Annotated in this window: 13 protein-coding genes; all 13 read left to right on the top strand. The window is 25.9% G+C overall.

All coding sequences use genetic code 11. From position 1 onward, the window contains the following. Window positions 1-17 precede the first annotated feature (17 nt). The 13 genes from Q0881_RS09590 (at window position 18) to Q0881_RS09530 (ending at window position 12785) form a co-directional block, all read left to right on the top strand. A complete protein-coding gene (locus tag Q0881_RS09590) occupies window positions 18-1112 on the top strand; it encodes a glycosyltransferase (RefSeq protein ID WP_299159457.1) in 1095 nt (364 codons plus the stop codon). A 57-nt stretch (window positions 1113-1169) separates the two neighbouring features. Continuing rightward, window positions 1170-2375, top strand: a complete 1206-nt coding sequence (locus Q0881_RS09585; RefSeq protein ID WP_299159455.1) for a hypothetical protein — start codon at window positions 1170-1172, stop codon at window positions 2373-2375. A gap of 38 nt (window positions 2376-2413) precedes the next feature. Continuing rightward, on the top strand, window positions 2414-3487 hold the full coding sequence (locus tag Q0881_RS09580; protein WP_299159452.1) for an acyltransferase family protein: 1074 nt from the start codon (window positions 2414-2416) through the stop codon (window positions 3485-3487). Between the two features lie 152 nt (window positions 3488-3639). Then, complete coding sequence (locus tag Q0881_RS09575; RefSeq protein WP_299159449.1) at window positions 3640-4509, top strand: glycosyltransferase; 870 nt, start codon at window positions 3640-3642, stop codon at window positions 4507-4509. Continuing rightward, the gene (locus Q0881_RS09570) at window positions 4506-5159 is read left to right on the top strand and encodes a hypothetical protein (protein ID WP_299159446.1); all 654 of its coding nucleotides are present in this window, start codon (window positions 4506-4508) and stop codon (window positions 5157-5159) included. Before Q0881_RS09575 ends, Q0881_RS09570 begins: the two co-directional genes overlap by 4 nt. Beyond that, on the top strand, window positions 5149-6309 hold the full coding sequence (locus tag Q0881_RS09565) for a phosphotransferase (protein WP_299159444.1): 1161 nt from the start codon (window positions 5149-5151) through the stop codon (window positions 6307-6309). Before Q0881_RS09570 ends, Q0881_RS09565 begins: the two co-directional genes overlap by 11 nt. A gap of 262 nt (window positions 6310-6571) precedes the next feature. After that, window positions 6572-7456, top strand: a complete 885-nt coding sequence (locus tag Q0881_RS09560) for a hypothetical protein (RefSeq protein WP_299159442.1) — start codon at window positions 6572-6574, stop codon at window positions 7454-7456. Between the two features lie 6 nt (window positions 7457-7462). After that, window positions 7463-8674: a glycosyltransferase gene (locus Q0881_RS09555; protein WP_299159439.1), complete on the top strand. Its 1212-nt coding sequence runs from the start codon at window positions 7463-7465 to the stop codon at window positions 8672-8674. A gap of 25 nt (window positions 8675-8699) precedes the next feature. Next, a complete protein-coding gene (locus Q0881_RS09550) occupies window positions 8700-9419 on the top strand; it encodes a hypothetical protein (RefSeq protein WP_299159436.1) in 720 nt (239 codons plus the stop codon). A 4-nt stretch (window positions 9420-9423) separates the two neighbouring features. Beyond that, window positions 9424-10029: a sugar transferase gene (locus tag Q0881_RS09545; RefSeq protein WP_299159434.1), complete on the top strand. Its 606-nt coding sequence runs from the start codon at window positions 9424-9426 to the stop codon at window positions 10027-10029. Beyond that, window positions 10016-10993: an ATP-grasp domain-containing protein gene (locus Q0881_RS09540; RefSeq protein WP_299159431.1), complete on the top strand. Its 978-nt coding sequence runs from the start codon at window positions 10016-10018 to the stop codon at window positions 10991-10993. Before Q0881_RS09545 ends, Q0881_RS09540 begins: the two co-directional genes overlap by 14 nt. Beyond that, a complete protein-coding gene (locus Q0881_RS09535; RefSeq protein ID WP_299159429.1) occupies window positions 10977-11636 on the top strand; it encodes an HAD family hydrolase in 660 nt (219 codons plus the stop codon). Before Q0881_RS09540 ends, Q0881_RS09535 begins: the two co-directional genes overlap by 17 nt. Before the next feature lie 9 nt (window positions 11637-11645). Then, window positions 11646-12785, top strand: coding sequence for an aminotransferase class I/II-fold pyridoxal phosphate-dependent enzyme (locus Q0881_RS09530; RefSeq protein ID WP_299159427.1), 1140 nt, complete (start codon window positions 11646-11648; stop codon window positions 12783-12785). The last annotated feature ends 73 nt before the right edge of the window (window positions 12786-12858 follow it).

Genomic DNA, 12858 nt, shown 5'->3' with positions numbered 1-12858 from the left:
ATTAATATTTTACAAAAATGGAACATAGTAAAAGAAAAATGCTATATATAATGCATGTTAGTTGGTATTGGATAAAGCAAAGACCGCACTTTTTAGCAGAAAACTTAAATGAATATTTTGACGTAACTATATTATATAAAAAATCACTTACAGACTTCTTGACAAGATCAACGATTCCAAATAATTGTATTGGTATATTCCAATTTCCATTAAGTAGATTTCAAATTATTGCAAAGTTAAATAGATTTATTTATAGACAATATGTCAAAAAATATTTAAAGAATGTTGACTGCCTTTGGATGAGTAGTGCTATTGATTATTCAAGTATTTCGGACATAATAGATATTAAACTAAATTTAGTTTATGACTGCATGGATGATGTATGTGAATTTCCTAAATATAAGAAAGAACCAGAAGCTTCAAAAATTATTAATAAGGAAAAGAAGTTCGTTGAAAGAGCTAATAATATAATTGTTTCATCTAATTGGTTAAAACAGGTAATATATAAGCGATATGGAATTAAAAAAAATATTCATTTAATAAATAATGCAATTGACCAAAATTTTTTGCACAAGAATTTGCTTAATAAAGAAATAAGTTATCCACTCAAAAAAGCGTATGTAGATATTATGTACATAGGTACAATATCTGAGTGGTTAAACTTTGAGATCATTCAAAAAGCGTTAGATGATTTTTCTGAATTAAGACTCATTTTGATTGGTCCTTTAGGGAGTGAAATACCTACTCACAACCGAATTATTCACCTAGGAGCAAAAGCACATGTTGAGTTGCCTCTTTTTATGGCAAAAGCGGATGCATTAATTATGCCGTTCATAGTTAATGATTTAATATTATCTGTGAATCCAGTAAAATTATATGAATATATATTTGCAGGAAAACCGGTAATAACATGTAATTATAAGGAAATTGAACAGTTTAATGAATTTGTTTATGCTTATAATGATGATGAAGATTTTTTACAGTTAATAAATAATTTAATGCTTGGAAACTTATCTGTTAAATCAAAAGAAGAGAGAACTAATTTTCTTAAAATTAATTCTTGGAAGGAACGGTCATTAGATATATCTAAAATTATTTTAAGAGATTTTTAAAAAAGAACTAATATGCTTGCTTTTCTTAGTGTTGTTGTCTTTTTAGTATTAATTATAATGATACTAAAAACTCTTTATAGCAAACCTTATTATTCTGCAATGTTTTTTGCTTTAGCAACAAGTTTATCACCTGTTATAAATGCAAATTTTCGTTCAGGCTCATACTTGTTAATAGCCTTAATAATATTAATGTTATCCATACATCTTGTTAAAGATAGTTTAATTAAAACTAAGCATATTGTAATTTGGGCTTTAGTTAGTGTTTTGATCTTACTACAAGTATTGTTGGTGTCATTATCAGGATTTCAAATAATTCTTTCAATTTATAGATTTATTGTAATACCGTTTGTTATATATTATTCTTTCATTTATTCAAAAAAAAATAATTTAAAATTCTCCCAACTTTTAGTGCCTTATTTTATTGTAAACTTAATTATAGTTTATTACAGAACTGTTATTGATTATTCCTTTTTTGGAGTGGTTAATATTTATTCTGGTACTGAATTTGAACATTTATTTGCATATGGAGGACAAAGTTTTAGACCGTCAAACCTTAGTACTCCAATTATTTTTTCTATTGAACTTGTAAGCTTTTTGTCTTTTTTTTATTATGAAAATAAAAAAACTAAAATGTTTTATTTTCTTGTGATTATATCTATAATACCTATGATAGTTATGGGAAGTAGATCTTCATATGTAATGCTTTTTGTTGTTATTTGTTATAACTTGATTTACCACAAGAAAACCTTAAAAATTTTGTTATCAAGTTTTGTTTTTGCGTTTGCAGTTGTTCTTACAGGTAAATTGGATGATATATTATCGATTGTTACATTAAAGGAGCATAGTTATACAGCAAGGTTAGGTTCTATAACACAATTAATAGATAATTTAGGGAATGACAATTTTATAACAATCTTATTTGGAAAAGGTGTTGGTTTTGCAAATATGGAACTTGAACCAGGAATGGGGTTTGGGGTTTATGTAGAAAATTTTCATTTAGCATTATTATATGATAGTGGGATATTCATTTTCCTTTTTTGGATTTTATTTAACCTTACTCTTATTCTCTTTACTATTTTTAAAAAGCGATATTTTGAATTAGCAATAATTATTTTTGGTATTTTATTGGTAAATATATTTTCTTCAAATTTGACAGGATATACTGTTGAAATTATATACTGGCTTCTTGTATTCAAACAAATGGATAATTTAAGAATCACTAGTTATAGTAAGAGAAATGATTTTCAATATAAACCTTTATAATTTTTACGGTTTAAATTTCATAAAAAAAGCAATTCTTTATGAGTAAAATAAATAAAATGAATGAAAGATTTAAGTTTTTAGATATTAGTAAAGCTATCTTAATAATTTTAATGGTAATAGGTCATTCAGGTGCTCCATTCACTTCTTATATCTATTTGTTTCATATGGCTGCATTTATTTTTTTATCTGGTTATACTTTTAATGGTAAATACCCTTTAAAAATAGCTATGGTAAAAAAAATTAAATCGCTTTACATTCCATTCATTAAATATTCATTGTTTTTTTTAATATGTTATAATATTTTTGTATGGTTTGGTCTGTTTAAAGATAGTGTTATGGTTTGGTCATTTGACTTTTATCTTAAGCCTATGATAAACATTTTACTTCTTGGAGGAGGTATTAAAGGAGATGGGCTTCTTGGAGCATTTTGGTTTTTAACAATGTTAATAGAAATCAGTATGATTTATTTAATTTTGAACTTTATAGTTGTAAAATATTTAAAAAATGTTAGAGCAATGACAATTATTTGTTTATTGATTTTTATTATAGCTAACACTATTCTTATGATGGGATATAAACTACCTAGGTTTTTGGATAATTCCTTAATAATGATTTTAATTTATCATGCTGGTGTTATATATCGCCAATATGAAGATAAAATACCAAATAAATTTCAATACGCATTAATTTCAATTTTTATATTAATATTTTTTAATCAATTCGGTTCTATTAATGTAGGATTAAATGTTTATGTAAATCCATTATTTTTTATTATATCCTCAATGTCAGGTGTTTATTTGGTTTTGTATATATCAAAGACTTTAATAAGATTTTCTGAATGTAATTTTTTAAATTATATTGGAAAAAATACGTTAACAATATTAGCATTACACTTCTTTTCTTTTAAATTGGTTAGCTTAATTATTATTTATGTTTATTCATATCCTTATGAAAAAATTTCATCTTTTCCTGTCATTAGTATTAAAGGATCTATGTGGTGGTTTTTGTATAGTATTGTTGGAGTAATTTTACCACTTATAATACACCAAGTATATAAATATATTTTTTTTAATCAGAAAAATAAAAATCCAAGATTATTGCGTAGAAACTAAATAATTTATGAACTAGAAGAAATTAAAAATAGTATTTTTGCGCTTCATTGATTTTAAGCTTATGAAGTTTTTTAAAATAAAACTTAATTTGAGTTTTATAATGATTTTAAGTAAACAATAATCTACCAATAGCCTTATTAATAATTTAATAAATGATTTCAGTTATTATCGTCACATTTCACTCAGAAGAAGTTATTTTTGATTGTTTAGATTCATTATTAAAATACAATGATATTGGTAGGGGATTAGAAATTATTGTTGTTGATAATAGCAATGATGAAGTTTCAAATAGAATGAGTGATAATTTTATTAATCTTTATGGTGATAAGATTATATATAAAAGAAGTGGGGGTAACGTCGGATTTGGTACTGCCAATAATATAGGTTTTAATATTTCCTCTGGAGAAATTTTACTTTTTTTGAACCCTGATACAATATTGATTGAACCAATATTTTTAAAAATAATTGAAAGTTTTAAGAATACAAAATTGGGCACATTAGGATTACAAATGGTTGATGAACATTTAAATAAACAGATTTCTTTCTTTTTTATACGAGGTTACTTTACTCCTTTGTTAAATTTTCTTGTAAAATGGTTTAATAGATTCGATTTTAAACTTGGTAATATGATAAGTTCAGGAGCTTGCCTTTTTATTAAAAGAAATGTTTTTGAAGATATTGGAGGTTTTAATACAAATATGTTTTTATACCACGAAGAGTCATATATAGCTAAGAAAATTTTAAATTTACCAGAAAAATATTTATTAGGATTTAGATCTGATTTAAAATATATTCATTTGGAAAAGAAAGTTCAGATGTCTGAGTTTTTGTTAAACGAACACCACAAATCTCTTTCATTTTATTATAAATATTTTGGATTTAATTTTAAAATAGTTAAATATTTAAACTTACTTCTGCTAAGTGTTAAGGGACTTGTTTTCTACATTACAAACAATAAAAAAAAGCTGTTACAATTAAATAAAGAAAAAGAGAGTTTTAATAAATTAATAAATAAGAAATGATAGTTTTTTCAGGATTAGATGGTGCGGGTAAGTCGACACAAATAGAGATATTGAAACAATATTTTGAAAAAAAAGGATCCAAAGTTTTGGTTTTTTGGAGCCGTGGAGGATATACTGATGGATTTGAGCTTCTTAAAACAATTTTGAGGAAGGTTTTAAGAAAGAAACTGCCAAAATCAGGAAATACACCAGCTAGAGACAAGGCAATTAGTAATGTTAAAGTACAGAAAGTTTGGTTGTTTATAGCAATTGTTGATTTGATTTTTTATTATTCATTTTACCTTAGGTTTCAAGAAAAAATTTTACGAAAAGTAGTTATATGTGATAGGTATCTTTATGATACATTTATTGATTTTAGATTGAATTTTCCTTTGCAAAAATTCGAGAATTGGGTTATTTGGAAAATCCTTGTTAAGACTATGTATAAGCCTTCTAGTCATTTTGTAGCGCTAATTACAGTAGAAGAATCTGTTATAAGGTCAAAACAAAAGTTTGAACCATTTCCAGATACTCCTGAAGTTTTAGCAAAAAGATTAAACTATTATAAAAAATATTTAGAAAATAATAAAGGGATTTATATAAATGGTTTTGATAGTAAATCAGATATTAAAAAGCAAATAATTTCGTATATAGAAAAAAATGAGAATTAGCGAATTAGTTAAAAGGGAACCTTTTTTTAATATTATTGAAAGTACACTTATTGAAGCTAAAAGAGAAGCTGTAATAGGGAGCATGATTAATAATAATGAAGGAGTTTACTATATTAATAAATATTTGAATTTTATAACAACTCTCCCAAAAACAAAACATTTTTTTACTAATTTGAGTAATGAATATTCTGTTGGTAAAACTTACTTAAGAACTGTTTTACAGAGCAGCTATGTATTCTTAGCGACTAACAGAATGATATTGCCTATTTTATGTAAAAAAATTAGGTTTCAATTTACAATAAGTGATTTTTTAATTATTGGAGGTAATCATAGAATGAGATTGTCAAATGAAATAAAGGGACAAATTTATGTATTACTAAAAAAAGGAGAAGATACATCACTAATATCTAATGAAATTAACTTTAGAAAATCTAGTGCTAATGATGTTTCATATATACCTAAGTTAATAAATCATGGGATGTTTTGGTTTCAGGAAGAGTTTATTTATGCGACTCCTATTAATAGACTTAAGAATACGAAAACAACTTTTAATTTAAAATTAAAATGTTATGAGTTGCATGAAAAAGAACTGTTAAAACCAAATTTAAGTGAAATTAATGTATTAACTTACTTTAAACATTTAATATCAACGCTTGAAGTTAAAATATGGGATGTCGCAAGTAAATTTAACAATAAAGAGATTAATAATAGAGCTTTTAAAACTGTTACTGAATTGAACAGCTTAAAGGATCTGATTAATAAATATTCTGATATTATAATCCCTATATCATTAAATCATGGAGATTTTCAATCTTCAAATATCTTAATTAATTCAAAAAACAAGCCTGTGGTTATTGATTGGGAAATGGTGTCGAATAGATTTATGTTTTATGATCTTTTTGTTTTGGTATCAGGTATAAGAGAAGGGAATAATTTAATTAAAGCTTTTGAAAAACATGAGATTTTTAAACAAAAAAATTCTAAATATTTTATAAAAACAAAAGGAATACCTGATGAGCTATATAAACTATTAATCTTAATTGAAGAATTCTCATTTTTGATAATGAATGATTGGTCAATAAACTTTTTTAATCCAGGTGTAAGAACAGATAAGTTTATAAAAGAATATAATTCGTTTTTATATGATTAGAAAAGTTGTTATAGTTTCAAATTTTTTTGAAAGACTACCAAATTCAAGGCCTTACCTTGCATCAAAATATTTCGAACAAAGAGAAGATTTCGAGATGCATGTTGTATACTCCGATTTCTCTCATAGTAACAAGAAAAAAAGAGAATTTGATGCTCCTAATTACCATAAGATTAATACTCTTGGTTATAGTTCGAATTTCTCTGTGATTAGAATAATTTCTCATATTATTTTTAGCATCAAGACTTTATTTTTTTTAAAAAAAATGAATGTAGATTTACTTTTTGTAACTGTGCCCCCAAATTTTTTAGGTTATTTATTGACAAAGTTTTCAAAAAAAAATAACATAAAAATAATAGTTGATATTATTGACGTATGGCCAGAAGCATTACCTGTACCTGTACCTGCAAAAAAAATACTTAATATAACCTTTGGTAAAATTTGGAAGAGTCTTAGAAATTTTACGATCCAGAATTCGGATTATATAATTACAGAATCTAATTACTTTTTTCAACTCATGCAAATTGATAAAGAAAAAAAAGCCAGAATTATTTACCTTAAAAAAACTCAAGAAAATGAATTAATAGACTATAATAGTTCTATTTCAGAAACGTTAACCTTTTGTTATTTAGGAAATATTGGGAGGATTAATGATATTGATAGTTTTATTCAGATAGCTTTAATTGTATCAAAAAAACGTGAAATTTTCATAAAAATTATTGGAGATGGAGATAAAAAAGATTATTTTATTGATAAATTGAATTTTTACGGAATTAACTATGTTTATTATGGTAAAATTTTTGAAGAAAATAAAAAATATGAATTATTAAAAGACTCGTGGTTTGGTTTTAATGGCTATAAAGATACCACAGAAGTAGCGTTATCATATAAATCTATTGATTACTGGTCTTATGGTATTCCTATAATTAATTCTGCAAAAGGTGATACTTCGTTGTTTATTAAGGGAAATAGAATAGGTGTTAATTTTAGTGAAAATGATTTAACTTATGCTATAAGCTTTTTAGAATCTATTAGTTTAAATGAAGTTAAATTAATGAAAACAATGTCTTATAATTTTTTTAAAGAGAATTTTTCATATTCTTCTTATGTTAAGGATTTTGATGATATTTTGTTAAACATATATAAATAGAAAACGATGAGAGTTTTAAATTTAGCAAATGTTGCTGGTCTTAAAAGAGGTGGAGGAGTACACGAGGTTGCTTTTGCGTATTTTAAATTACAAAACTTTAAAGAAGTTGATTCTCATTTATGGTTTCCAGGAAGTAAAAATGAAGAAATAGAGATAAGAGAAGATTTAACAAATGAAATGAAAATTAGAATAAAAGCCTTAGATACATATTTAAACCCTAATTATGGGCTTTTAAAAAAAATGAATTTTTTAAAAAAAGAGTTAAGTGATTTTGATTTGATTCATCAACACGGACTATGGTTAAGGAATTCAGAACTTTCAATTGCAGCTGCTCGTGATAATATACCTGTAATTATTCAACCACATGGTTATTTAGAGCCTTTTAGTTTGAAAATGTCTAGTTTGAAAAAAAAAGTTATGTATAATTTATTTGAAAAAATAAATTTAACTAGATCATCTATATTAATTGGTTGTTCAGAAAGAGAAGTAAAACATTTAAGAGATTTATTTCCAAATAAAGATATTGCTCTAATACCAAATGGGGTTTGGAGAAGTTTTATTAAAAAAGAAGAAAAAAAGAAGTCTTTAGCCGAAAAGAGAAAAATGCTTTTTTTGTCAAGAATTCACCCTTCAAAAGGAATTGAGAGATTATTTTTAGCATTTTCAAAATTAAACCAAACAAGACAAAATAGTTGGGAACTAACAATTGCGGGTAATGGAGAAGCTATATATATAGAGTCTTTAAAGGCATATGCAAATGAGCTTGGAATAAAAGACAAAGTTATTTTTTGCGGGCCGGTTTTTAATGACAATAAAATAAAATTATTTGATTCTTCTGATTTATTTGTTTTACCTACATACACTGAGAATTTTGGTATTGTTGTAGCAGAAGCATTAGCAAGATCGGTACCAGTATTAACGACTTATGGTGCTCCATGGGAAAATTTACATACTACAAATAGTGGGTTTTGGGTAGAGAATACTCAAGAAGGAATTGAAGATGGGCTTTTTGAGGCTACTAGCAAATCTACTGCTGAATTAGAAGAAATGGGAGTTAATGGGAGAGAATTAGTATTAAAAGATTATGTTTGGGAAGATATTGGTCATAAAACTATTCAACTATATAAATGGTTATTAGGTGAAGTTAGTAATATTCCTAATTTTGTTTCTTTAGGAAATAAAAAAATAAAAAATAAAAAAATGTTTAAAAACTTTTAAAATTAGATGTTTTAATAAATTGATTATGGATGCTATTTTTTTGAGAGAATTATTTGAAGAATTAAATAAGGAGTCTATAAGGTATTGTGTTTTAAGAGGGTATGAAAAACTGCCAAAAAAAGTTGTAAATGACGTAGATTTTGGAATTGCTTCGAGTGATAAAAAGTTTTTTTTTAGTATTTTGAATAAATTAGCCTTTAAACATTGTTATGATGTAAAGATTGAATTGATAAGGCTTGATGTTATTAAGATGCAGTTTTATAATGAGTTTGATGAGGTTTTAAAAATAGATATATGGTGGAGTTTTAATTATGTTGGACTTGAATATTTAAATATTGATGAGCTGTTAAGTTCTAAAATGCTTTATAATGGTTTAATTTATGTCCCTTCAGAAGAATATGAATTTGCTTTATCTTTTTTAAAGGAATTATTGCATAATAATTGGATAAGAAAAGATAAGATAAAAACATTGAAATCTAAAATGAAAGAGAATAGCTATAAGCCCTTTGAAGGAAGCTTCAATAAAGCAATTGTAAAAAGTTTTTATTTGGCAGTAAATAATAGTGAATTGAAACTAAGTAAATTGTCTGCAAAAGCAAAAGTTAGCCTTATATTTAATAATTTTAAGAATAAAAGTTTATATCATGTTTTTAATAAAATATTTATTTTTTTTAAAATTAGATATAACTATAAAGATGAATATGGTTTTTTGTTAAAACAATTTTCGTTAGATTTTAAAAATTAAAAATATGTATAACAAGATATTTAAAAGAGTTATAGATTTTATATTTGCTACTTTAGGATTGTTTTTAACATTCCCGTTACTTGTTTTAGTTTCAATTGGCTTAACTATTGTAAATAAAGGGAAACCTTTCTTTTTTCAATCTCGACCAGGAAAAGATGAAAAATTGTTTTACATTATAAAGTTTAAAACAATGAATGATAAAAAGGATAGTAAAGGAAATTTGCTACCTGATTCTAAACGGATTAGTAAAATTGGACGTATAGTGCGTAAATCATCCTTAGATGAATTGCCTCAATTAATTAATGTATTAAAAGGTGATATGAGTATAATTGGACCTAGACCTTTATTACCAGAATATTTATTATACTATAATCAAGAACAAAAAAAACGACATGATGTTAGACCTGGTATTTCTGGTTGGGCACAAGTAAATGGTAGAAATGCCATTAGTTGGACTTCAAAATTTCAGTTGGATATTTATTATGTTAATAATATCTCGTTTTATTTAGACCTAGAAATCTTTTTTAAATCTTTTAAAAAAGTTATTAAGTCAGAAGGAATATCAGCCGAGAATCATGCTACAATAGAGAAATTTAATGGAAAAAACTAATATACTTATTACATCAGCAGGGAGAAGAGTTTCTCTTGTGAATTCTTTCAAAGAAGAGGTTAAATCACTAGGGCTTTTTTCTAGAATCTATTGCACTGATCTTAATCCAATATTATCTTCAGCATGTCAAGTTGCAGATGGCTTTTTTAAAGTAAAAAAAGTTACAGATATAGAATATATTAATGATTTATTAGATATATGTATTGAGAATAATATAAGAATCGTAATTCCAACTATTGATACTGAATTAGAAACTTTAGCTAAAAATGTAGAGCTTTTTTCTAAAAATGGGATTATAGTTTTAATATCTAATCTAGAGTTTATTCAGAAATGTAGAGATAAAAGGTTGATACATGATTTTTTTGATTCAATAGAGTTTAAAAGAGCACAGGAATATAATATTAAAAAACTTAAATACCCATCTTTTGTAAAACCATCTGATGGAAGTAGGTCACAAGGTATTTATTTGATAGAATCCAAAAATGACTTAACTCAAGAGATTTTAGAGAATAACAAAAATATGTTCTTAGAATATTTACCAAGCGATAATTATGTTGAATTTACAATTGACATTTATTTTACGAAACATTCTAAAATTAAATGTATTGTTCCTAGAGAAAGAATAATTGTCCGCGATGGAGAAGTCAATACTGCATGCACTAGGAATAATAGCATTGTATTATACGTAAAAGAAAAATTAAAGAATTTGAATGGATTGAGAGGCTGCATTACACTTCAAGTTTTTAAGCATAATGATAAAGATGAAATTATTGGAATTGAAATAAATCCAAGGTTTGGAGGAGGTTATCCTCTATCTTATAATTCTGGAGCAAACTTTCCTAAATGGATCATTGAAGAATATATATTAGATAGATTTGAAGATGATTATTTTGATGATTGGATAGAAAATTTATTAATGATTAGATATGATCAAGAAATAATAGTTAATGGATATAAAGGTTGATTTTAATACTTTGATAGTCTTTGATTTAGACGACACACTTTACAATGAGTTAGATTATCTAATTTCTGGATATAAATGTATTGCTAGTTACATTGATAAAACAAAAGAGAGAGAAATATTCTCTGTTATGTTTTCATTATATAGAAATAACCAAGATGTATTTGAATATTTATCAGGTGTTTATCCAGTACAAAAAGAGAATCTTTTAAGTATTTATAGAAATCATAAACCTTCATTAAGTTTAGATTACTCAGTCTTAGAATTATTTCAAATACTTAAAACTAAATCTGTAAAATTGGCTTTATTGACAGATGGAAGATCAATTACTCAAAGGAATAAATTAAGGGCTTTAGGGATTCAAGAAATGTTTGATTATATTTCTATTTCTGAAGAGATAGGTGAAGTTAAGCCTTCTTTAAAAGGGTTTCAATTAATTCAAAATGAATTTAAAAGAGAAGATTGCTATTATATTGGAGATAACCTTTTGAAAGATTTTATTGCACCAAACAAGTTAAATTGGAAAACGATATGCCTAATAGATAACGGAAAAAATATCCATCACCATTCTCAAGAGAAATTAGATGTAGGAAAACTCCCAAACTATTATATTTATTCATTAAAAGATATACGGATAATTTCTTAAAAAAAAGAGATGAAAAAACATAAAATTTGGCTATCCTCTCCACATATGGGAGGAGCTGAGCAAAAATACGTACAGGAAGCTTTTGATACAAATTGGGTAGCCCCGTTAGGCCCAAATGTAAATGGGTTTGAGAAAGATTTAGAAGATTATATAGAAGAAAACTCAAAGGTAGCTTGTTTGTCTTCAGGGACTTCTGCGTTACATTTAGCGCTAATACTAGCTGAAGTATCTAATAAAGATCAAGTTATTTGTCAAAGTATGACTTTTTCGGCTTCGGCAAACCCAATTATTTATCAAGGAGCAACTCCTGTTTTTGTAGATAGTGAGAAAGATACATGGAATATGTGTCCGATTGCGCTAGAAGAAGCTATTAAAGATAAAATAGTAAAAGGCAATAAGCCTAAAGCAATTATTGTAGTTCATTTATATGGTATGCCTGCTAAAATGGATGAGATCTTAGCTATTTCAAAAAAATATGATATTTCTTTAATAGAGGATGCTGCAGAAGCCTTAGGTTCAACCTTTAAAGGGCAAAAATGTGGGACTTTTGGTGATTTTAGTATTTTATCTTTCAATGGAAATAAAATCATAACAACTTCAGGAGGAGGAGCATTGGTTTGTAAAAATAAAGAAGATAAAGAAAAAGCTATCTTTTTTGCTACTCAAGCACGTGACAATGCACCCCACTATCAACATTCAGAAGTTGGATATAACTATCGCATGAGTAATATTGTAGCAGGTATTGGTCGTGGTCAAATGGAAGTGTTGGATGAACATATTGATTATCGTAGAGCAAATAACCAGTTTTATAAAGAAGTATTTAAAAATATTGAAGGAATAACTGTATTCGAAGAGGCTACACAAGATTATTACTCGAATCATTGGTTAAGTGCTATAATTGTAGATGAATCTAAAACAGGGTTTTCAAGAGAAGATTTACGTTTAGCTATAGAAAAAGATAATATTGAATCTCGTCCATTATGGAAACCAATGCATTTACAACCAATTTTTAAAGATTATGATTATTATGGTTCTAATGTGTCAGAGAAATTGTTTAAAGATGGATTGTGTTTACCTTCTGGGTCAAATTTAACAGACGAAGATAGAATTAGAATTAAAAAATCTATAAATAAGGTACTAAATAAGTAAAAATAAAGCTCAGAAAAATATCTGGGCTTTATTTTTCTATAATTTGGTTAGATATCATGTTGCTTTATAAAAG

It is taken from the genome of uncultured Tenacibaculum sp., from assembly GCF_947494125.1.
GTDB lineage: Bacteria > Bacteroidota > Bacteroidia > Flavobacteriales > Flavobacteriaceae > Polaribacter.
This window is presented reverse-complemented; position numbering and strand designations above follow the sequence as displayed.

What these genes read in the sequence shown, in the direction of transcription:
- Q0881_RS09580 (WP_299159452.1), top strand. Translation starts at nt 2,414, where the DNA reads ATGAGTAAAATAAATAAAATGAATGAAAGATTTAAGTTTTTAGATATT.
- Q0881_RS09530 (WP_299159427.1), top strand. Translation starts at nt 11,646, where the DNA reads ATGAAAAAACATAAAATTTGGCTATCCTCTCCACATATGGGAGGAGCT.
- Q0881_RS09550 (WP_299159436.1), top strand. Translation starts at nt 8,700, where the DNA reads ATGGATGCTATTTTTTTGAGAGAATTATTTGAAGAATTAAATAAGGAG.
- Q0881_RS09560 (WP_299159442.1), top strand. Translation starts at nt 6,572, where the DNA reads ATGAATGTAGATTTACTTTTTGTAACTGTGCCCCCAAATTTTTTAGGT.
- Q0881_RS09570 (WP_299159446.1), top strand. Translation starts at nt 4,506, where the DNA reads ATGATAGTTTTTTCAGGATTAGATGGTGCGGGTAAGTCGACACAAATA.
- Q0881_RS09590 (WP_299159457.1), top strand. Translation starts at nt 18, where the DNA reads ATGGAACATAGTAAAAGAAAAATGCTATATATAATGCATGTTAGTTGG.
- Q0881_RS09565 (WP_299159444.1), top strand. Translation starts at nt 5,149, where the DNA reads ATGAGAATTAGCGAATTAGTTAAAAGGGAACCTTTTTTTAATATTATT.
- Q0881_RS09545 (WP_299159434.1), top strand. Translation starts at nt 9,424, where the DNA reads ATGTATAACAAGATATTTAAAAGAGTTATAGATTTTATATTTGCTACT.
- Q0881_RS09585 (WP_299159455.1), top strand. Translation starts at nt 1,170, where the DNA reads ATGATACTAAAAACTCTTTATAGCAAACCTTATTATTCTGCAATGTTT.
- Q0881_RS09540 (WP_299159431.1), top strand. Translation starts at nt 10,016, where the DNA reads ATGGAAAAAACTAATATACTTATTACATCAGCAGGGAGAAGAGTTTCT.
- Q0881_RS09575 (WP_299159449.1), top strand. Translation starts at nt 3,640, where the DNA reads ATGATTTCAGTTATTATCGTCACATTTCACTCAGAAGAAGTTATTTTT.
- Q0881_RS09555 (WP_299159439.1), top strand. Translation starts at nt 7,463, where the DNA reads ATGAGAGTTTTAAATTTAGCAAATGTTGCTGGTCTTAAAAGAGGTGGA.
- Q0881_RS09535 (WP_299159429.1), top strand. Translation starts at nt 10,977, where the DNA reads ATGGATATAAAGGTTGATTTTAATACTTTGATAGTCTTTGATTTAGAC.